Below are 21,092 nucleotides of genomic sequence, written 5' to 3'. Positions count from 1 at the left end.
ACCACGGGCCGGCCCGCTCTCAACAGACACGAGGGGACACCATGTCTATTGCAATCGCAGCGGCCGCGCCCAATGCGCTACACACGCCATCCATGCGCCGGCGCGTCATCGCCGGCACCACTATCGGCAACGCACTCGAATTCTTCGACTTCACCGTCTTCACTTTCCTGATGCTGGTGCTCGGGCCGCTGTTCTTTCCGGCCGCCTCGGGCTACGGCCAACTGCTGCTGACCACCGCCACCTTCGGCGTGGGGTTCCTGATGCGGCCCGTGGGCGGCATGTTGATCGGCTCCTATGCCGACCGGCACGGCCGCCGCGCGGCCATGACCTTGACGCTGTGGCTGATGGGCCTGGGCTGTGCCATGATCGCCGTGGCGCCCACCTATGCGCAATTAGGCATGGTCGGCCCGGTCATGATGGTATTGGCCCGCCTGATCCAGGGCTTCGCCGCCGGCGGCGAGGTCGGAGCCTCCACCACCCTGCTGGTCGAACACGCGCCGCGCGGCAAGCGTGGCTTCTATTCCAGCTGGCAATATGGCAGCCAGGCACTCGGCGTCACGCTCGGGGCAGTGGTCGTGATGCAGCTCAACATGGCGCTGACCACGGAGCAGATGCAGGCCTGGGGCTGGCGCGTCCCGTTCGTCATCGGCATCCTGACCGTGCCGATAGGCGCCTACATCCGCCGCAATCTGGAAGAAACCCTGACTGTCGAGCCCCCGGCCGCCAAGCCGGCGCACACCAAGGGCTTGCATCGTACCGCCACGCATCAGCCCCTGCGCCGGATCTTCACCGAGCACAAGGCAAGCGTACTCAAAGGCATGTTGCTGGTAATCGGCGGCATGGTCAGCACGCAGATCCTCAACTTCTACATTCCCACCTACGCCCACCGGGAACTGGGTTTGCCAGCCACCTCCACGCTGTCGGCCAGCGTCGTGTTCGGCGCTCTCGGCTTCGCAGGCGCCCCGTTCATCGGCATGCTGGCCGACCGCTACGGCCGCAAGCGCGTGATCTTCTTGTCTCGCGTCACAACGCTTGCCATCCTGCTGCCCGGCTTCCATTGGCTGATGGCCGCGCCCAGCACCGAACGGCTGATGCTGCTCACCGCCGCCTTCGCCCTGTTGGTGGCCCTCCAGTCGGCGCCTGCTTTCACGATGCTGCCTGAACTCTTCCCAAAATCCGTGCGTACGACCGGCATGTCGGTGGTGTACGGACTTGGCATCTCCGTGTTCGGCGGCTTCGCGCAATTCTTCGTGACCTGGCTGCTGCATGTCACTGAAAACCCCATGTCTCCAGCGTGGTTCCTGATGGTGACAACGGCGCTTTCAACGCTGGTGCTGTTCTGGATAGCCGACCGCACCCATGACGACATCGACGCACAGGCAGCGTAATTCCCCAAAGCCCGGATTGCCCTTCAATATTGAGGATCAAATGACGAAATCATCCCTGCAGTCCACGCGAACCGTGCTGGAGAGCGGCTTCAAGATCATGCCCGGCAAAGAAGACGGCTTCGCCCGTTTCAATGATGCGCTACATCCTGTCGCGGTCAGCCAGGATGGCTTTGAATCGGTGTATGGCGGGGAAATCCTTGATTCAGCCTGGCGGTATGTAGGCGTGCGCTTCGCCAGCGCCGAGCAAATGGACGCCTGGCATAACCATCCGCGACACAAGGCTGCCCAGAAGGCGGCATACGACCGTTGGTGGACAGCGGTCTATATGCGCAAATGGCGCGAGCCCGCCCCCGGTGAAACCATGACCGGAAAAGTCATGACCGAAACTCGTCTGACTGTCCCCATCCCCCTTGCCGACGCTCAACTCCGCGCCTTGACAGAAATCCTGACCTGTCTGGCCGATATTGGCGCCTCCCCCTTGGAAACCCTGACCGGGGAGTACGAAGCACTCCCCTACCAACTCATCGGCCCCAACAGCGCCACGCCGGAAACCGGCGGCGTCTTCTATTTGCTGATTACCCACTGGCCTGCTCCCCAGGCTGCCGCCGCCTGGCAAGAGTCAACGGCGTACCAAGCGCTTCGGGACATCGGCGACGTCACCTCCGACACCTTCATGGCCATGCCGGAGACCCGGCCGCGCGACCATCTGCGCGACGACAAGTTGCAACGGGAATGGACGCTGCAGGGCCACAAGCAGGCCATCACGCCCTGACCATCCACCAAGCTCGCGCCATCCTAGGCATATGCCATGCAGGTCAAAGTCCTATCCATCCGTCGAACGGCTGACGATATCGTCGCGGTCGAACTTGTACCGTCCGAGGGCCTTGCATTGCCCGCCTTCGATGCCGGTGCGCATATCGACGTTCAACTGCCCGGAGGTCTCACCCGTCAATACTCGATCTGCAGTTCGCCTCAAGACCGTTCACGCTACGTATTGGGGGTGCTGAAGGCCCGCGAGTCCCGCGGCGGGTCCCTCGCAATCCACGCATTGCAGGAAGGCGACATCATCCAGATCGGCGCGCCGCGCAATCAATTCGCGCTTGCGCGCCATGCCCGGCACTCGATCTTGATTGCAGGAGGGATCGGCATCACGCCGATACTCTCGATGGCTGAAACGCTATCAGCCGAAAATGCCTCGTTCGCGCTGCACTACTGCGTACGCGATCAAGGCCAGGTTGCCTTCCGCGAGCGCCTCGCCTGCGCGGCCCTGGAGTCCAGGGTCTTCATCCATGCCGACAACGGCCCGACTGGCTCCAGGCTCGACCTGGATCATCTTCTGAACCCTGCAGCCAGCGATGTCCATGTCTACGTATGCGGACCAGGCGGCTTCATCGAAATGGTATTGGCAAGCGCCAGACGTTCAGGCTGGCAAGAAGACCGCCTGCACCGCGAGTTTTTCGCTCCGGCCGAAGCCCCCACGGACGACTCGCCTCCTTTCGAACTCTTGCTCGCGCGTTCCGGCCTCTGCATTCCGGTCGCATCCGGCCAGACCGCCTTGGCCGCGCTGCGATCCGCCGGCATCGAGATTCCCACCGCTTGCGAGCAAGGCATCTGCGGCACCTGTTTGACGCGCGTTATCGAGGGCGTCCCGGATCACCGCGACGCATGCCTCAGCGACGAGGAAAAAGCCGGCAATGACCAGTTTCTTCCGTGCTGCTCGCGGGCAAGGACGGGCCATCTGGTCATTGATCTTTAATGATGCCGCATGGGCAATAGCGACGTGAAAAAGGGGACTGCACTATATAAAAAGGTGTGCACCAAAACAAATTTTCTGTCTTTTTCTTATCTCAGGGCATCCGTATAGTGCCCTTCGGGGAGGAGGCCTAAGGCCCGGGACCACGGATCGGCCCCTCCTCAAACAGACACCAGGGGAAACCATGTCTATCGCAATCGCAGCGGCTGCGACCAACGCGCTACATACGCCGTCCATGCGCCGGAGGGTCATCGCCGGCACCACCATCGGCAACGCACTCGAATTCTTCGACTTCACCGTTTTCACTTTCCTGATGCTGGTGCTCGGCCCACTATTCTTTCCGGCCGCCTCGGGCTACGGCCAACTGCTGCTGACCACCGCCACCTTCGGCGTCGGGTTCCTGATGCGGCCCGTGGGGGGCATGCTGATCGGCTCCTATGCCGACCGCCACGGCCGCCGCGCAGCCATGACCCTGACGCTGTGGCTGATGGGCCTGGGGTGCGCCCTGATCGCGGTGGCGCCCACCTATGCGCAAATGGGCATGGCCGGCCCGGTCATGATGGTGCTCGCCCGTCTGATCCAGGGCTTCGCCGCCGGCGGCGAGGTCGGAGCCTCCACCACGCTGCTGGTCGAACACGCGCCGCGCGGCAAGCGTGGCTTCTATTCCAGCTGGCAGTTCGGCAGCCAGTCGCTAGGCGTAATGCTTGGGGCACTGGTCGTAACGCTGCTGACCATGGGGCTGACCACGGAACAGATGCAGGCCTGGGGCTGGCGCGTCCCGTTCGTCATCGGCATTTTGACCGTGCCCGTGGGCGCCTACATCCGCCGCAACCTCGAGGAAACACTGACGAGTTCGCCCCCGGATTCCGGCAAACCTCAGCCCTTGCCGCTGCGCCGTGCCGTCCCCCACCAGCCGTTGCGCCGCATTTTTGCCGAGTACAAGGTCACCATACTGAAGGGCATCCTGTTGTTGATCGGCGGCATGGTCAGCACGCAGATTCTCAGCTTCTATATGCCGGCGTATGCCAACCGCGAACTGGGCTTGCCGGCCACGTCCACGCTGTCGGCGAGCGTCGTGTTCGGCGCGGTCGGCTTCCTGATTGCACCGTTCGTCGGCAAGCTTGCTGATCGCTACGGCCGCAAGCGCGTCATCTTCTGGTCGCGCCTCGCGACCTTGATCGTCCTGCTCCCCTGCTTCCAATGGCTGATGGCCGCGCCCAGCACCGAGCGGCTGATGCTGCTCGTCGCCCTGTTCGCGCTGCTGGTGGCGCTGCAGTCGGCGCCTGCATTCACCATGCTTCCCGAACTCTTCCCCAAGGCCGTTCGCACGACCGGCATGTCGGTCGTGTATGGGCTGGGCATCTCCGTGTTCGGCGGCTTCGCGCAATTCTTCGTGACCTGGCTGCTGCACGTGACCGGCAATGCCATGGCGCCGGCGTGGTTCCTGATGGTGGCCATAGCCCTTTCAACGGTGGTGCTGTTCTGGATTGAAGACCGCACCCATGACGACATCGACGGCCAGGAGGCCTAATGCAGCACGGTTCCAGCTACTTTTCCCGCAGCTACGAAGAAGCGCGCCACCGTTTCGTGCTGGCGGCCAAACCGCTAGCCACGCAGTTTCAATCCTATGTCATCGAACCTGCCGGCCGTGCAGGCGAAGCCCTGGCGACCGACGTCGCGCTGATCGGTCCCACGGACGCGGAGCGGTTGTTGATCATGACCTCCGCCACGCACGGCGTAGAGGGCTTCTGCGGTTCGGGCTGTCAACTCGCCCTGCTGAACGATGCCGCCATGCTGGAGCGCGCCCGCAGGGCCGGCGTCGCCTTGCTGCTCGTGCACGCTGTCAACCCTTATGGTTTCTCCTGGTTGGCGCGCACGAACGAAGACAATGTCGACCTCAACCGCAATGACCAGTCCTTCGATGGACGGCTCCTGCCCCAGAATCCCGGGTACGCAGACATACATGAACTGCTGTTGCCCGCTCAATGGCCTCCCACGGTTTCGAACATCGCCCGGGTCGATGCCTATATCGCCGAACATGGCCCGGCGGCGTTTGCGCAAGTCGTGACGCGCGGACAGTACACGCACGCCGACGGGCTGTTCTACGGCGGCACGCACCTCACCGCATCTTTGCTGAATCTGCGCCATATCCTGCAGCAGCACGGCAGCCGCAGCAAGCACATCGGCTGGATTGACGTGCACACAGGCTTGGGGCCTCGCGGGCATGGCGAAAAAATATACGCGGGACGCCGCGACGCCGCCGCGGTTGCACGCGCGCGCCAATGGTGGGGCAGCGATATCGCTGTCCCCTACGAAGGCAGCTCTGCTTCCGCGGACATTACCGGCCAGCTGGCGGGCCTGATCTACCAGACCTGCCCGGACGCCCAGCACACGCCGATGGCGCTGGAGTTCGGCACCCTGCCGTTTGGTGCCATGATCGAGGCGCTGCGTGGCCGCAACTGGCTGCTGGCACATCCAGAGGCTGACGACGCCAAGCGCGACGCCATCCTGAACGCCACGCTAGCGGCGTTCTACTGCAACGCCGCCGATTGGCACGGCATGATTCTGGGCCAGAGCCGCGTCGCCGTGCTGCAAGCTCTTTCCGGTCTGCAGGAGGCTTGATGCGAACCAGCGCCAGTTACTTCTCCCGCAGCTACGCCCAGGCGCGCCAGCGCTTTGCGCAGGCCGCCAGGCCGCTCGCCGATTCGTTCCATTCCTATGGCATCGACCACGCCGGTAGCGAAGGCGAAGCGCTGGCCACGGATGTCGCCTACATCGGCGATCCCGATGCCGACCGTATCCTCATCATGACCTCCGCAGTACTGGGGGTGGAAGGATTCTGCGGCTCGGGCTGCCAACTGGCGTTGCTGGACGACAGCGTCATGCTGAGCCGGGCACGCGAGGCCGGCGTGGCCTTGCTGCTGGTGCACGCGGTCAATCCTTACGGCTATTCGTGGATCGCGCGCACCGACGAATGCAATATAGACCTGAACCGCAATGGACTACCCTTCGATGGGCGACCGCTGCCCGCGAACCCGGAGTACTCGCGGATACACGACCTGCTGCTGCCTGATGAATGGCCTCCCACACCATCCAACCAGCAGCAGATCGCTCAGTTCATCGCTGAGCACGGACAGTCCGCCTTCGCACAGGCTGTCTCGCGCGGCCAATACACGCACGCAAACGGCCTGTTTTATGGCGGCGACCGCCCTGCGGCATCGCTGTTGAACCTGCGTCGCATCCTGCACGAGCATGCGCGCACACGTACCCATATCGGCTGGATCGATGTGCATACCGGGTGGGGGCCTCGCGGCCATGGCGAAAAGCTCTATGCCGGCCGCCGCGACGATGCCGAAGTCTCTCGCGCGCGTCAATGGTGGGGGAGCGACATCACCGTCCCCTACCAGGGCAATTCGGTGTCGGTCGATATCTCCGGCCAGCTCGCCGATCTGATTTACCAAGCCTGCCCATTGTCCTTGCCGACCTCGATGGCCATTGTGTTCGGGGCCGTGCGTTTCGACGCCATGGTGCATGCGCTATGCGGCCGGAACTGGCTGCACGCGCATCCCGAGGCCTCCCAGGATTTACGAAGAACCATCCTGCAAACCACGCTGGACGCGTTTTATTGCAACGAGGAAAACTGGCACGGAATGGTGCTGGGGCAGACCCGGGTGGCGGTTCTGCAAGCGCTGCGTGGCTTACAGGCGGCTTGACTCAGAAAACCGAAACGATTGCGCCGGCGCTTCCGTCCTTGCGGCAGGTGTTGGCTTCATCTCAAGATACGGAGGTGCATCACATGGACCGATCGGGCTTTACAGAAGAACAGATCAGGCACGCGTTGAGGCAGGCAACGCTTGGCACGCCGATATCCGACATCTGCACGCGCATGGGCGTGAGCGAAGTCACTTTCCACACATGGAAAGTGCACTATGACGGGCTGGCGTCCTACGAACTGAAATTGTTGAACAGGCTCGAAAACGAGTGCAACCGCCTTGAGCGCTTGATCGCCATCCTGGCGCTCAACAAGGTAATACTGCAGGACACGCTCGGGGCAAAGGAATAAGGCGTACGCGACGCAGCGCCTCCTCCCCGACGCCTCCCGCACGTTGAAATCTCTTCGTCTGCACGGTTCTTTTGAAATCTCTGAATCGCTACACGGTGGCATATGTCATCGGCGTGCTGATCCCCGTCAGCGCGCTGATCGGCATCCAACTGACCCACAGCTGGCACGCCCATGCGGCGGCGCGCGATGCCAGGTCGAGCCTGTGCGTCGTCCAGGGCACGCTGGACGCGATGGCTGCCGTCCTGATGGAGCGCGGATCGATGAATGCCGCGCTGATAGAGGGCCAGCCCGTATCCGAGGCCAGGCAGCAGGAGTTGCAGCTCGCACGCAACGCCAGCGACGGCAGAATCGCCGAACTGCTGGCGCTGCACCAGACCCGCAACTGCGACGGCTGCAGGGACGCCCAGGGCACCATCCAGCATATCGCGCGAACCCTGGTCCAACACCGCGCCCTGGCAGATCAGCTCATTGCCAGGCGACGTGCGCAGATCAGCGCTCAGGAACTGAATGACGTGGTGGTAATCATGGCCGGACTCATCCCCGCGCTGGAGGAAACCGCGCTCGACAACTCCGCCGTTGTGATCCGCCATGAAGTGGAAAGCCCCGGCCTCATGACCATTGCCCTGCTGGCGGCGGGTCTACGCGAACAGGCCGGCCTGCTGGGCTCCGCTTTCATGCCTGCACAAGTTCAGCGCCGCCCTCTCAGCGACGAGGAAACGCAGCGCATCGAGCAACAACTGGGCCGCGTCGCCCAACTGCGCGCGCTGCTCGAAGTACAGCTTTCCACCCATGCAGACCTTGAAACCCGCGCCTATCCGCGGGTTCAATACGAGTACTTTGGCGCCGGCCTGGAGTACATCGCAGCGCTACGCCACACGCCACCTGCATCGGCCGACTCGCCGCCGCCCGGCGCCGGCATGCAGGAACGCTATGTTCCACTGATGCAATCCATTGTCGACTTCCGCGATGAAGTGCTGAATGTGTTGCAACAGCTGCTGGAACGCCAACGCGTCAACGCGCTGACGGAACTGGTCACCACCACGACGGTCGCGATCATGCTGCTGCTGGCCGCCACCTGGGGCTTCACCAAGTTCCGCTGGCGTCTGATACGCCCGTTCGTGGTGGCCACCGAAATCATCAACTCCCTCAACGACAACACCCACACGCCGATCTCTGCCGCCGGCTATCGCAAGGAAGTCCGCGGCCTGTTCGATGCCATCCAGACATTGAAGGACAACGCCATCGCCAAGTCCCGCACGGAACATGAGCGTGAACGGCTGATCGCCGACCTGGCGGCGTTGGCGGAGACAGACTTCCTCACGGGATTGCTGAACCGGCGCGCGTTCCACGCGCGTGCCGAAGCCTTGCGCGCCAGCCTGGATGAGCCAGGACAGATGCTGACCCTGATCGTCTTTGACATCGATCATTTCAAGCGGATCAACGATTCGTACGGCCACGCGGGCGGCGACAACGTTCTGGTGGCCGTGGCACAGGCATGCCACCAGACGTGGCGCCGTTCGGACATCGTGGCGCGCATCGGCGGCGAGGAATTCGCGGTGCTGTGCACGGTCCGCAGTTCGGCGCAGGCCAGCGCAATGGCGCAAAGCATGCGCCGCCGCATCGAGCGTCTGTCGGTACCGCTGGACGGCAGGACCATAGAGTCCATCACCAGCAGTTTTGGCGTGGTCTGCGCGCCGGCAGATGAAATCCACGATTTCGACGCCCTGCTGAAGCAAGCAGACGAACTGCTCTATCGCGCCAAGGCTTCCGGCCGCAACTGCGTCATTACACAATCCGAAGACGCCTGAGCTCTTTCGCACAGCTGCGCGATCACACCGCGCGCCTCTATCTTCGCGCTTCCACAAGATAGAAAAATGTACTCGGTGGAAAAAAATTTCTGTCTTTTTCCACACACGACGCGTCCGTATAGTCCGGACAGAGTGAGCCGAATACAGAAATTCCATTTTGAAAGCGAAAGAGCAATGAAACCGTCAAACCTGAAGATGCGTACTCGCCTCGCCATGGGCTTTGCAATGATCATGGTGGCGCTGTTGGTGTCTGGCGTGCTGGGCACGTTCGGCATCCGGGAGTTGGAGCAGGATGTGTACCAGATCACGGCCATCAACAATGAACAGCGGCGCCTGGCCATCGATATGCGCTATCAGGTGCAGGAACAGGCCATCGCGATCCGCAACATCCTGCTCCTCACGGATCCGAAAGTGCTGAAGGCCGAGGAACTGCGGGCGCACGAAGCGGAAAAACTCTACAACGAATCACGCGATCGGCTGGGCGGCATGTTTTCAAGCCGATCCAACACCACCAGCGAGGAAGGCCGCCTGTACGCCGCTGCGGGAGCCGCGCAACAAGACATGCGCTCGCTATTCGTCCGCGTTCTGGAAGAAGGCTTGATTGGCGACCGGCTGAAAGCCCAGCACATGCTGGAAGATCAGCTGCGGCCCAAGCAACGCGTGCTCCAAGAGACTCTATCCACACTCGCCGCGCTCGAGACGCAGATCAATGACGCACGTGCGGCGGACACGCGCAGCCTTGCGAATCAATTGCAGTGGGCAGTGGGAGTAACCGTCATCGTCGCGCTCTTGCTTGGCATAGCCGCGGCCTGTCTCACGGCACGCAGCATCCTGCGTCAATTGGGCGGTGATCCCGGCGATGCGCAACTTCTGGCGGTGAACATCGCCGATGGTGATCTGAGCAGCCGGCTGCAGCTTGATGCGCGCTATGACCACAGCCTGATGCACGGACTGGAAACCATGCGATCGCGTCTGTCCAGAATCGTCGATGCGATCAAGTCTTCCGCCTCGTCCATCTCGACGGCGGCAGGTCAGATTGCCCAAGGCAACGCCGACCTGTCACACCGCACCGAAGAGCAGGCGGCCTCATTGGAAGAAACGGCGGCCAGCATCGAGCAGCTGACATCCACCGTGCGCCTGAATCAAGACAATGCAGCGAGCGGCGACGAACTGGCCTCCGAGGGCGCCAGGGCTGCAGAGAAGGCGGGCGGCGTCGTATCCGAAATGCTGGCGGCCATGACAGAGATCTCCGCCAACTCCGAAAAAGTCGGGCAGATCGTGTCGCTGATCGAGAGCATTGCCTTCCAGACGAACATACTTGCGCTGAACGCGGCAGTGGAAGCCGCAAGAGCCGGGGATCAGGGCCGGGGCTTCGCCGTGGTGGCCGGCGAAGTCCGCGCGCTGGCCCAGCGCAGCGCCACCTCCGCCAGGGAAATCAAGGACCTGATCGAGACCTCGACGTCCGTGGTCCAGGCCGGCAGGAACCTCGCCGTACGGGCGGGCCAAGACATGGAGGACGTCGTCACGTCGGTCATGCGCATGAAGACAATAACGGGAGAGATCGCGACAGCCTCGCGCGAACAGGCCATCGGCATCGAACAGGTCAACGTGGCTATCGCCCAGCTGGATTCCGTGACGCAGCAGAATGCGGCCTTGGTCGAGGAATCCGCGGCGGCGGCGCTTTCGATGGCGGAACAGGCGCGGGATCTGCTGCAGGCGGTCGAAGTGTTCAAGACTGCATCGTCCGTCACCGCGCGGCCTGTGCCCATGGCGGAGCCTGCGCTCATCGCGTTCGCGGCATCGACGTAGGAGAATTGCAGGGGGCAGGGCTGATCGCGACACGCGCCGCTTTCGGCCACTCCCGCCCCAACGGGTTCAATAACCCAGCCACCAACGAAAAACGCCGCTAGAGATAGCGGCGTTTCTTCTTGGCCAGCAATGCTTGGACGGCGCTGCTGTGTACTGCAGGAATTGGGGTGGTGGGTTGTGCGAGACTCGAACTCGCGACCAACGGATTAAAAGTCCGCTGCTCTACCGACTGAGCTAACAACCCGACCGAAGCCAGAAATTATGGCCGATTTGAGGCGACTTGTCAAAATTCGACGCAACAGCCCTGCACAAAGCTCCCATCCCGCAATAAAAACGGCCGCTCGCGGCGGCCGTTCTGGGGACTTCGGGCAGGCGCTTGGGCTTACCAGGCGGCCACCACGGCGCCCTTGTACTTGGTCTCGATGAACTGCTTCACGGCCGGGCTGTGGTAGATCGTGATCAGCTTGGCGAACTCGGGACGGTCCTTGTCCTTTTCGCGCACGACCAGCACGTTGGCGTAAGGCGAGTCGGGCGATTCCTGGGCGATCGCGTCCTTGGCCGGATTCAGGCCCGCCTCCAGTGCGAAGTTGGTGTTCACGGCCGAGGCGTCGGTGTCGTCCAGCGAGCGCGGCAGTTGGGCGGCGTCCAGTTCGATAAAACGCAGCTTCTTGGGGTTCTCGACCACGTCGATCGGGGTCGCCTTCAGGCCAACGTCGGGGCGCAGCTTGATCAGGCCATTGGCCTGCAGCAGCAACAGCGCACGGCCGCCGTTGGTCGGGTCGTTCGGCAGAGCTATACGCGCGCCTTCCTTCAGCTCGGACAGCGACTTGATCTTCTTGCTGTAGATGCCGATGGGGAAAATCACCGTCTTGGCGATGCTGACCAGCTTGTAGCCGCGATCGGCGTTGGCGTTGTCCAGATAGGGCTGATGCTGGTAGCTGTTGGCGTCGAGGTCGCCCGCGGACAGCGCGACGTTGGGCTGCACGTAGTCGGTGAACTCGATGACCTGGATGTTCAGGCCCTGCTTGGCGGCTTCCTGCTTCACCACATCAAAGATCTGGGCGTGCGGGCCGGCGGTCACGCCGATCTTCAGCGGCTTGTCCTGGGCCAGCGCGGGCTGGGCGAAAACGGCGGCGCCGAGTGCGAACGCGGCCAGCGACTTCAAAACCTTGATACTCATGTTGCGATATCCCGAATGTCGGAAGTGAGAAGAAATTGGTGCGGCGCCGGCCGGATCAGCGATGCGAGATACGGCGCACGTAGCGGTCGCCCAGGCTCTGGATCACCTGGACCAGGACGATCAGCACGATGACCACGGCGGCCATCACGTCGGATTGGAAGCGCTGGTAGCCGTAGCGAATGGCCAGGTCGCCCAAACCGCCTCCGCCGATGGCGCCGGCCATGGCCGAGTAGCCGATCAGGCTGACGACGGTAACGACGGTGGCGGCGATGAGGCCAGGCAAGGATTCGGGCAGCAGCACCTTCATGATGATCTGCATCGGCGATGCGCCCATGGCGCGCGCGGCGGTGATCAGGCCCGGATCGACTTCGCGCATGGCGTTTTCGGCGATGCGCGCCATGAACGGGATCGCGGCGACCGACAGCGGCACGATGGCGGCGGTCGTGCCGATGGAGGTCTGGGCCACCAGGCGCGTGAACGGAATGATCGCCACCATCAGGATGACGAACGGCACGGAACGCGTGGCGTTGATCACCGCGCCCAGCACGTGGTTGACGGAGTGGTTCTCGAGCATGTTGCCGCGGGCAGTCACCGTCAGGATCACGCCCAGCGGAATGCCGATCACCACCGCGATGGCGCTGGCCACGCCCACCATCAGCAGGGTGTCAAGCAGCGACGTAATAAGCAGGTCGATCAGTTGCGGACTCATGAGCTATTTCTTCAACGGTAATGTCACGGGCGGCCAGCGCGGCAATCGCGTCCTTGACCGAAGCGGGCGCGCCTTGGGCCAGCACGAACATCGTGCCGACAGCCACGCCCTGGATGTCTTCGACGCGCGCCTGGATCAGGCCCACGTCCAGGGAGAACTGTTTGTACAGGTCGGACAGGAAGGACCCCGACGCGTCGGTGCCGGTCAGCGACAGGCGCAGCAGGCGCACCGCCTGGCCCGGCTTGGCGGCCACGAGCGCCTGGATGCGTTCCTTGACCGCCGCCAGCGTGGCGTCGGTCAGGTCGGAAGCGGTGGCGGCCGACACCATGGCGCGAGTCACTTCGTGGCGCGGCTGCGCGAACACTTCGCGTGTGCTGCCCATTTCGACCACCTCGCCCTGCGACAGCACGGCCACGCGGTCGCAGACCTCGCGCACGACTTCCATCTGGTGCGTGATCATGACCACGGTCACGCCGGTCTTGCGATTGATGTCGCGCAACAAGGCCAGGATGTTGTGCGTGGTTTCCGGATCCAGCGCGGACGTGGCTTCGTCGCTGAGCAGCACGTCAGGATTGTTGGCCAGGGCGCGGGCAATGCCGACGCGCTGCTTCTGGCCGCCGCTGATCTGGCTGGGATAGCGGTCGCGCAGATGCTCCAGCCCCACCAGCGCCAGCAGACGCTCGACGCGGGCAGGAATCTCGGCCTTGGCCACGCCGGCGATTTCCAGCGGCAGCGCAACGTTGCCGTACACCGTGCGGCGCGACAGCAGGTTGAAGCCCTGGAACACCATGCCGATACGGCGGCGCTGCTGGCGCAGTTGCGCTTCGTTCAGGCCGGTCAGGGACTGGCCGCCGATGGCGATCGAGCCTTCATTGGGCCGCTCCAGCAGGTTGATGCACTGGACCAGCGTACTTTTACCGGCCCCGCTGGGGCCGATGATGCCGAAGACCTCGCCCTGCTGGATGTGCAGGTTGATGCCGCGCAGCGCCTGGAATTCTCCATGCGGCGTGGCGTAGGTCTTGGATAGGTTCTCGATCTGAATCATGGCAAGCGATTTTGTATCTTTTCTCTTCTACAGAGAACGACTGTTTCTTTCATTTTTAATAACTACAAGTAATATAAAAGCTCGTACCCGCGCCTTGTTGCGTTCCTATGGAGCACATGCCATAACGCGGAAAGGGCAGTCAGGAAGGAAAGCCTTCCTGACTGCCCAGTTTTTGCCGGACCGGCCGCAGCCGGTTTTTCAGCGTGCGCGCGAGATGCGGACTTCCGCGCCGCGGCGCTTGACCTCCAGGCCCTCGGACGGAGAAATGCGCAGGCCTTCCAGTCCCTTGATGTAGCTGGAGCCTTGCATCTGCATCACGCGGATCTTGTTGCGCATGACGACCGGATTGTGCACCGGCATGCCGAACATCCAGACCTCGTCCAGGATGCGGGCCGAGTTGAACTCGCCCGTATGCTGCGCCGCCGGCCCCAGACAGAGCATATGCCCTTCGCGGCCGAACACCGGGAACTGGCCCAGTTCGCAATCGATGGTCCAGGTGGTGCCGCCCTCGTACCGGTGTCCCGTGTTCAGGTCCCACCAGGCTTCGCCCTTGGGCAGGTAGACGCGCACTTGCTTGCCCGGTTCCGTGATGGGCGCTACCAGCAGGGCCGGGCCCAGCAGGTACTGCAAGTCCCAATCGTGCGAGACGGGATCGTTCGGGAACGACATGGCCATGGACCGCTGCACCGGCAAGCCGGTGCGCGCCGAGTCCTCGATGGCGCCCAGCACATAGGGCACCAGGCGGTAGCGCCACTGCATCCAGGTCTTGGCGTGCGCCAGGGTTTCTTCGCCGAAGTCCCAGGGCATCAGGCCGTCCACGCCCTGGAAGGCGAAGTTCGACGAGAATACGCCGGCCGTCAGCCAACGCAGATACAGTTCCGGCGTCATGCCGGCGCGGTCGCGCGCGGCCGAGCCGATGCCGTGCACCTGGACGGGCAAGCCGCTGGCGCCGATCGACAAGGCGGTGCGCAGGGTGTGGCGCAGCCCTTCCCAGGTGTTTTCAGCCTGCGGACCCACCTGCCACGGCAGCCGTTGGGCGGCGGGGAACAGGTCGGAGCTGGGCACCACGCCTTCCGGCGGGACCTTCAGGCCTGCGACCGCATCGAACAGCGCGCGGCGCACCAGCAGCGGATACATGCTGCGCAGCGCGGGGCCGGTTTCGCCGTTGCGGGCCGTGACGCCGTCAGGGATGGCGATCTGAGCGTCGCACGCGGGCGCGTCCAGGCCGTCTTCGACCAGTTGGCGATGGCGCTCCACCCACAGGTTGTAGATGTCGCGGTAGGTCAGGTCCAGCAGGCCATAGGGCTGTCCCGAGGTAGCGGCGTTGCCGTCGAACACCTGGGCCGAACCGTCGTCCTTGGCCAGCAGCCAGCCGCGGTCTTCAAGTTCTTCGAACAGCGGGCTGGTCTTCAGCACGCCCGGGAACCCGGAGGCAGCGACATGCACATGGTGCTTGTGGAACAGCGCCAGCATCTGCTTGGCGTCGGGGAAGCGCTGGGCATCCCATTCGAAAACCGTCTTGTCCGACTGGAAGCCCCAGGCTGCCGGCTGCGCCAGCGTCACGGCATCCACCGGGATCTGGTTTTCGCGCATGCGGGCTACCAGCGCCACGGTGTCCGTGGGCATCTCGCCCGGAGCCTGCTGCAGCCATGCCCCCATCGCCCACAGCGAGGGTTGGCCGGCGCGGCCGGTCAGGGCGGTGTACTGATTGAGGATTTCACCGGGTTCGCCGGCGAACAGGAACACGTCCAGCACGACGTCGTCCACGGTCAGCACGTAGGCGGAATCCGCAGGCGCCACGCCCACAGAATGCTCCACGCGGCGCATGGTGTTGACGTAGACGCCCCAGCCGCGCGGGCTCCATGCCAAAGGCAGGGCGCGGTGCTCGGGATCGTCGGAAACCACGGATTCTTCGCGGCGGTTCAGGTCGCCCGGGGTTTCGCCCAGGCCGTATACACGCTCATCGGACTGCAGCGTGAACCCCGCCGTCCAGACGGCGTCGTCGGCCTGGTCCAGCGCGTTGTGCCCGAATGCGGGCGTATGCGCGGAGACCTCGGACTCGAACACCCGCTCGTCGTTGCGGTAGATCGCGACCCGCACCGGGTTGGACAGGATTTCCAGGGAGACGTCGCCCTGGGTGATCCGCCAGCCCTCCCCGTCGTCGCGCGGAGCGATAACGGCTTCGCCCACGGCCTCTTGGCGCGCGAGCAGCATTTCCGCCACGGCGCGAGCACGCGCGCCGGGCTTGTCATCATTAAGGTGATTCGCCTCGCCGCAGCGCAGGCGAAAAACACCAGGCGCATGCGCCTCGACTACCAGGTGCAACCCATCGCCCGCGTCGAAATCGATACGGCTGGGGCGGGACGTCAACAGCTCGACATTGTCGAGCTGGGTAGTATGGGCAAAGTCGAACTTGGGCGGCACAGAGCATCCCCCGGCTTAAGCCAAAAACCATCAAAAGACGCTATTTTGACGGATTTGGGCTTTGAAATAAACTCGGTCCCTCTTTTGGATTGCGAACTCATCCATAAAAGGGGTCTAAAGCCTTCGGCCAGCGCCCCTCGAAAGGAGCGGCCTTCGACCCGCCAAAATGCCAGGTTCGGGGCCAACTCAGGCCAATTTGGCGCCAAATCCTGGCAATTCCCGCCATTCTACGCCACCTGCGGGATGCCCCCGTTCCCCCTTCCCGGCTTTTTTTCATCGTGGCGAAATAAGTTGCGCCAGATCTGTTTCCAGGGGCGACGGCTCGCCGGCCAGGCGCGCGGCGATCAGGTCGCCCATCAGCGCCGACCATGAAAGGCCGCGCGACGCGTAACCGACGGCCAGCCACAGACCCGGGGCCTGAGGAAGCTCGCCCACGGCCGGCAGCCGCCCCGGCAGCACGGCCCGCCAGCCGGCCCAACCCGGCAGGCTGCCAGGCTCCAGGGAATCAAAGTCCGGAAAGCCGCCGCCCAGCAGGCCCGCAGCCTTGTCCAGGGTGACACGCTGACCTTCGGCGCCGACCCGCGCTTCGGCCGCGCCATGCACGTAAGTGCTGCCGGCCACGCAACCGGTGCCCACGTCGGGCAGCAGATAGCCCTCGCCGCCGACGATGCAGCGCGGACCGCCGCGCAGCGCCCGGGCGGGTACCAGCGTTACCTCGCCTGCGAGCGCATGCATCTGCGCGACGCGCGGCAAGGGATCGAGCAGGCCGCTATCGGCCAGCACGGCGCGCGCACCGAACGCATTGGCGAGGATGACGGTATCGGCGCGCGCCAGCTCGGCGCCGGCCGCATCGCGCACGCTCCAGCCCGTGCCGGCCCGGTCGACCCTGGCCACTTTGCCGGGCAGGACCGTCACGCCGCCCTTCGCCAGCAGGCCCTCTATCAGGCGGTCGGGCCGCAACAGCATGCCCTGGCCAAAATACACGCCGCCCCGCGCCAGCGGCAGCCCGGCCAGGGCGCTGGCTTCGTCGCGGCTGACCTGGCGCACCCAATGCCCGGGAAAGGCCAGAGTCTCCAGGGTGCCGGCCAGCGCCGCGGACCGGCCCGCGTCGCGCTCCAGCTGCACGGTGCCGCAAACCAGAGGCGCCGCGTCTGCGGGCAGGCTCTGCCAGCGCGCCAGCGCCCGCAGGCTGCCGGCGCGCGACAGACGCGCCCGCGCGTTGTCGTCGCGCGCCACTACCGGCGTCAAGGCCGCCGCGGCATGCCCGGCGTGCACTGGCGCGCCCTGCGCCCGGGCTGCGTCGAGTACCGTCACGCGCCACCCGCGCGCGGCCAGCGCCTGGGCAATGCCCGCGCCCGCCAGACCCGCCCCCACCACCACGGCGTGGCGGGAATCCTCGCCCGGGACGCTCGGCACGCTCGGGGCCGCGCTGCCCGGCGCGACCGCGGCCGCCACGGTCATATGCCACTTGCCACCGTGGCCGGGCGCGCGCCGCGCCTCGAAACCCGCCGCCCGCAAGGTCTGGCGCAATTCGCCGGTGCAGGCCCAGGTAGCCAGCGTGGCGCCGGGCGCGGCCAGCCTGGCCAGGTCGCGCAGCAAGGAAAGCTCCCACATCCGCGGATTGCGCTCGGGCGCGAAGCCGTCCAGGAAGAAGGCGTCCACGCCCGCGCTCAGGCGCGATGCCACGACCTGCGCATCGCCGAAACCCAGCGTCAGCGTGACGGCGCCGCCCTCGAACTCGATGCGATGCAATCCGGGCAGCAGGACTGGCCATCGCTCGGCCAGTTGCCGCCCCAGGTCGGCCAAGGGCTCGGGCGCGTAACGCGCCAGCAGGGCTGCCAGGTCTTCGCGTTCGAAGGGATGTCCTTCCAGCGACACCACATGCAGCGCATCGCTGCGCTGGGGATCATCGCGCCAGGCCTTCCAGAGGGCCAGGAAGTTCAGCCCCAAGCCGAAACCCGTTTCGCACACAGTGAACGCGCGGCGTCCACGCCAACGCCCGGGTAGGCCGTTGCCCCGCAGGAACACGTATTCCGCCTGTCCCAGCGCCCCCGAGGGCGAATGGTAGACATCGCCATAAGCGGCGCTGTAGAGCCTCCCGTCGGCGTCGAATTCAACCTTGGCAGGGATCAGGGGAACATAGGTGGAGGACATGGAAACGGCAGCGGCAGACAAAATGGAAATTGGGAATCAGCGCGGATTATCGGATGCGGCTGCGTTGGGCGGACGCCACGCAGCGCGGCGGATTCGGGGCGCAGCCACGGATTTGACGCATACATGGGCTTACACTGGTTTCATGGATACCTACGATCAGCCCCGTTCGCAGACCTCGCCCATCGACCTGTGCGCCGCGATCGACGCGGCAGTCACGGCGGCCCACGCCGGCGCAGCCATACTGCAATCCTACGCGCATCACCGCGCGGATCTCGTGATCGACCGCAAGGCGCGCAACGATCTCGTGTCCCAAGCGGACCGCGAGGCGGAGGCTGCCATTATCCAGGAGCTGCAAGCGCGCACGCCCAAATTCGGCATCGTCGCCGAAGAGACCGGCGGCAAGCCGCAAGGCAGCGCCACCTGGTATATCGATCCGCTGGACGGCACCACCAACTTCCTGCACGACATTCCGCATTACGCGGTGTCGATCGCGCTGATCGCGCACGCCGGCACCGCCATATCAGCCACCGAAACGCTGGCCGAGGACACGCCCGTGGTCGGCGTGGTGTACGACCCCTGCCGCGAGGAACTCTTTACCGCGGTCCACGGCCTGGGCGCCTGGCTCAACGGCCGGCGCATCAAGTGTTCGCGCACGCCGACCATCGAAGATGCGGTTCTGGCCACCGGCTTCCCGTTCCGCGACTTTTCATTCGCCGCGCAATACATGCCCATGCTGCACGACGCCATCAATCGCGCCCGCGGCGTGCGCCGCATGGGCGCGGCCGCGCTGGACTTGGCGTGGACCGCTTGCGGCCGCTACGACGGCTATTGGGAAATGGGCCTGGCTCCCTGGGACGTGGCCGCGGGCACACTGATCCTGCGCGAAGCGGGCGGCGCATGTTCGGACATGCACCGGCAGGATCCCTGGCCCATCGGCGGGCGCGTCGTGGCCGGCAACAAGGCCATCGAGCGCGCCCTGCACGAGATGATCGCGCCGCACCTGGACAAAAAGGACTGACGGCCCTTACGCCGCCGTACCCGTGGGTGCGCCCGCAACCGCGTCGGGACGCAGCTCCCGACGCAGTATCTTGCCCACGTTGCTCTTGGGCAGCTCGTCGCGGAATTCCACGTAGCGCGGACGCTTGTAGCCCGTGAGCTTTTCGCGGCACCAATCCTGGATCTGCGCCTCGGTCAGCGTCGGATCCCGCCGCACCACGAACACCTTGACGGCCTCGCCCGAGTGCTCGTCCGGCACACCGATGGCCGCGCACTCCAGCACGCCGGGATGCTGCGCCACGGCCGCCTCGACTTCGTTCGGATAGACCTTGAAGCCCGACACCGCGATCATGTCTTTCTTGCGGTCGACGATGCGGGTATAGCCCTGCTCGTCCATGATGCCGATGTCGCCGGTGCGGAAGTATCCGTCGACGGTCATGGAGTGGCGGGTTTCCTCGGGCTTCTGCCAGTATCCCAGCATGACCTGCGGCCCGCGGATACCCACTTCGCCACGCTCGCCCAGCGGCACTTCGCGGCCTTCGTCGTCCAGGATGGCCACGTCGGTGGACGGCAGCGGCAGGCCGATGGAACCGGAGTAGGCGGTCGCGTTGGTGGGATTCACCGTCGCCACCGGCGAAGTTTCCGACAGGCCATAGCCTTCGATGAGGGGCCGCCCCGTGATCTTCAGCCAACGTTCGGCGACCTGCTGCTGGACCGCCATGCCGCCGCCCAAGGTCAGCCGCAAGCCCGAGAAGTCCAGGCGCGCGAAGTCATCGTTGTGCGCCAGCGCGTTAAACAGCGTATTGACGCCGGGGAACACGTTGATCGGCACCTTGCGCCATGCGTTGATGAGCGAAGGCTGGTCGCGCGGGTTGATGATAAGCACGTTGCGCATGCCGGCATGCAGGCCATACAGCCCGCACACGGTCATCGCGAACACGTGGTAGAGCGGCAGCGCGCTGATGATGGTGAGCTGCTGGTCCGCGAGGTCATGCACCACGGGCTGGGCCACCGCTTCCGTCTGCAGCACATTGGCCACCAGGTTGCGATGCGACAGCATCGCGCCCTTGGGCACGCCGGTGGTGCCGCCGGTGTATTGCAGCACCGCCACGTCGTCCATCGACAGGGCCGGCGGCGCAAAGCGATGGCGCGCGCCGTCGCGCAGCACATCGGGCAACTTATGGGCGCCATCGATCTGCCACGCGGGAACGATCTTCTTGATATAGCGAGCGGCCAGGTTGACCAGCGGCGCCTTCAGGCCGCCGAGCAGATCGCCGGGCCCCGTGACGACGATCTGCTTGAGCTGTCCGCGGTCGGTGACGCGCTGCAAGGTGTGCGCGAAATTTTCCAGGATGACGATGGCCGACGCGCCGCTGTCCTGCAGCTGCCGCTGCAGCTCTTCAGCGGTGTAAAGCGGATTCACGTTCACCACGACCAGACCCGCGCGCAGCGTGCCCAGCATGCTGACGAGATAGGCCGGCACGTTCGGCATCATCAATGCCACCCGCTCGCCCTTGGACAGGCCCATGCTTTGCAGCCAGCCGGCGAAAGCTTGCGCATGGGCGTCGAGCTGCGCATAAGTAATGTTGCTGCCCATCGCGGTGCAGGCGATGCGCGAGGCGTACTGCTTGCAGGCCCGATCCAGCAAGTCAGTCAGGGAGGCATAACCCTCTGTGGATATCTCCGCCGGAACCCCCTGCGGATAATGGGCAAGCCACGGACGCGTCATGGTATTTGTCTCCATTAAATTGGTTTTTGATTGA

General features: G+C 64.5%; 16 protein-coding genes and 1 tRNA gene. 10 read left to right on the top strand and 7 right to left on the bottom strand.

All coding sequences use genetic code 11. The features are described from left to right. The first annotated feature begins 41 nt into the window (after window positions 1-41). The 9 genes from IPU70_RS26715 (at window position 42) to IPU70_RS26675 (ending at window position 10,821) form a co-directional block, all read left to right on the top strand. Window positions 42-1,388, top strand: coding sequence for an MFS transporter (locus tag IPU70_RS26715; protein ID WP_207472191.1), 1,347 nt, complete (start codon window positions 42-44; stop codon window positions 1,386-1,388). Next, on the top strand, window positions 1,360-2,160 hold the full coding sequence (locus IPU70_RS26710; protein WP_242702713.1) for an antibiotic biosynthesis monooxygenase: 801 nt from the start codon (window positions 1,360-1,362) through the stop codon (window positions 2,158-2,160). The genes IPU70_RS26715 and IPU70_RS26710 overlap by 29 nt, the downstream gene beginning before the upstream one ends. A 36-nt stretch (window positions 2,161-2,196) precedes the next feature. Beyond that, window positions 2,197-3,144: a PDR/VanB family oxidoreductase gene (locus IPU70_RS26705; protein WP_207472189.1), complete on the top strand. Its 948-nt coding sequence runs from the start codon at window positions 2,197-2,199 to the stop codon at window positions 3,142-3,144. 181 nt (window positions 3,145-3,325) lie between these two features. Then, the gene (locus IPU70_RS26700; RefSeq protein WP_207472187.1) at window positions 3,326-4,672 is read left to right on the top strand and encodes an MFS transporter; all 1,347 of its coding nucleotides are present in this window, start codon (window positions 3,326-3,328) and stop codon (window positions 4,670-4,672) included. Next, window positions 4,672-5,763, top strand: a complete 1,092-nt coding sequence (locus IPU70_RS26695; RefSeq protein ID WP_207472185.1) for a M14 family metallopeptidase — start codon at window positions 4,672-4,674, stop codon at window positions 5,761-5,763. The genes IPU70_RS26700 and IPU70_RS26695 overlap by 1 nt, the downstream gene beginning before the upstream one ends. Beyond that, the gene (locus IPU70_RS26690) at window positions 5,763-6,854 is read left to right on the top strand and encodes a M14 family metallopeptidase (protein WP_207472182.1); all 1,092 of its coding nucleotides are present in this window, start codon (window positions 5,763-5,765) and stop codon (window positions 6,852-6,854) included. The genes IPU70_RS26695 and IPU70_RS26690 overlap by 1 nt, the downstream gene beginning before the upstream one ends. Further along, entirely contained in the window at window positions 6,851-7,204 is a 354-nt protein-coding gene (locus tag IPU70_RS26685; protein WP_207472174.1) for a transposase, read from the top strand. Before IPU70_RS26690 ends, IPU70_RS26685 begins: the two co-directional genes overlap by 4 nt. Before the next feature lie 71 nt (window positions 7,205-7,275). Beyond that, entirely contained in the window at window positions 7,276-9,012 is a 1,737-nt protein-coding gene (locus tag IPU70_RS26680; RefSeq protein ID WP_207472167.1) for a diguanylate cyclase, read from the top strand. A gap of 174 nt (window positions 9,013-9,186) precedes the next feature. After that, window positions 9,187-10,821 (top strand): methyl-accepting chemotaxis protein, encoded by a 1,635-nt coding sequence (locus IPU70_RS26675; RefSeq protein ID WP_242702712.1) that lies wholly within the window; start codon window positions 9,187-9,189, stop codon window positions 10,819-10,821. Window positions 10,822-10,989: 168 nt separating this feature from the next. Here the strand turns inward: IPU70_RS26675 and IPU70_RS26670 are convergent. The 6 genes from IPU70_RS26670 to mnmD form a co-directional block, all read right to left on the bottom strand. Further along, window positions 10,990-11,065, bottom strand: a tRNA-Lys gene (locus IPU70_RS26670). 138 nt (window positions 11,066-11,203) lie between these two features. After that, a complete protein-coding gene (locus IPU70_RS26665; RefSeq protein ID WP_207472165.1) occupies window positions 11,204-12,001 on the bottom strand; it encodes a MetQ/NlpA family ABC transporter substrate-binding protein in 798 nt (265 codons plus the stop codon). A gap of 55 nt (window positions 12,002-12,056) precedes the next feature. Further along, the gene (locus tag IPU70_RS26660) at window positions 12,057-12,710 is read right to left on the bottom strand and encodes a methionine ABC transporter permease (protein ID WP_173144009.1); all 654 of its coding nucleotides are present in this window, start codon (window positions 12,708-12,710) and stop codon (window positions 12,057-12,059) included. Then, a complete protein-coding gene (locus tag IPU70_RS26655; protein WP_013391555.1) occupies window positions 12,667-13,755 on the bottom strand; it encodes a methionine ABC transporter ATP-binding protein in 1,089 nt (362 codons plus the stop codon). The genes IPU70_RS26660 and IPU70_RS26655 overlap by 44 nt, the downstream gene beginning before the upstream one ends. Before the next feature lie 198 nt (window positions 13,756-13,953). Continuing rightward, entirely contained in the window at window positions 13,954-16,179 is a 2,226-nt protein-coding gene (locus tag IPU70_RS26650; protein ID WP_207472163.1) for a glycoside hydrolase family 31 protein, read from the bottom strand. Between the two features lie 273 nt (window positions 16,180-16,452). After that, entirely contained in the window at window positions 16,453-18,333 is a 1,881-nt protein-coding gene (gene mnmD / locus IPU70_RS26645; protein WP_207472160.1) for a tRNA (5-methylaminomethyl-2-thiouridine)(34)-methyltransferase MnmD, read from the bottom strand. A gap of 142 nt (window positions 18,334-18,475) precedes the next feature. On the opposite strand from mnmD, the gene IPU70_RS26640 reads away from it, so the two are divergent. Next, window positions 18,476-19,351 (top strand): inositol monophosphatase family protein, encoded by an 876-nt coding sequence (locus tag IPU70_RS26640; protein WP_013391552.1) that lies wholly within the window; start codon window positions 18,476-18,478, stop codon window positions 19,349-19,351. A gap of 6 nt (window positions 19,352-19,357) precedes the next feature. Here the strand turns inward: IPU70_RS26640 and IPU70_RS26635 are convergent, their stop codons facing one another. Then, window positions 19,358-21,058, bottom strand: a complete 1,701-nt coding sequence (locus tag IPU70_RS26635) for an AMP-binding protein (RefSeq protein WP_207472158.1) — start codon at window positions 21,056-21,058, stop codon at window positions 19,358-19,360. Between the last annotated feature and the right edge of the window lie 34 nt (window positions 21,059-21,092).

The sequence above is a fragment of the Achromobacter sp. SD115 genome (genome assembly GCF_017355315.1).
GTDB classification, from domain to species: Bacteria; Pseudomonadota; Gammaproteobacteria; order Burkholderiales; family Burkholderiaceae_B; genus Achromobacter; species Achromobacter xylosoxidans_B.
This window is presented reverse-complemented; position numbering and strand designations above follow the sequence as displayed.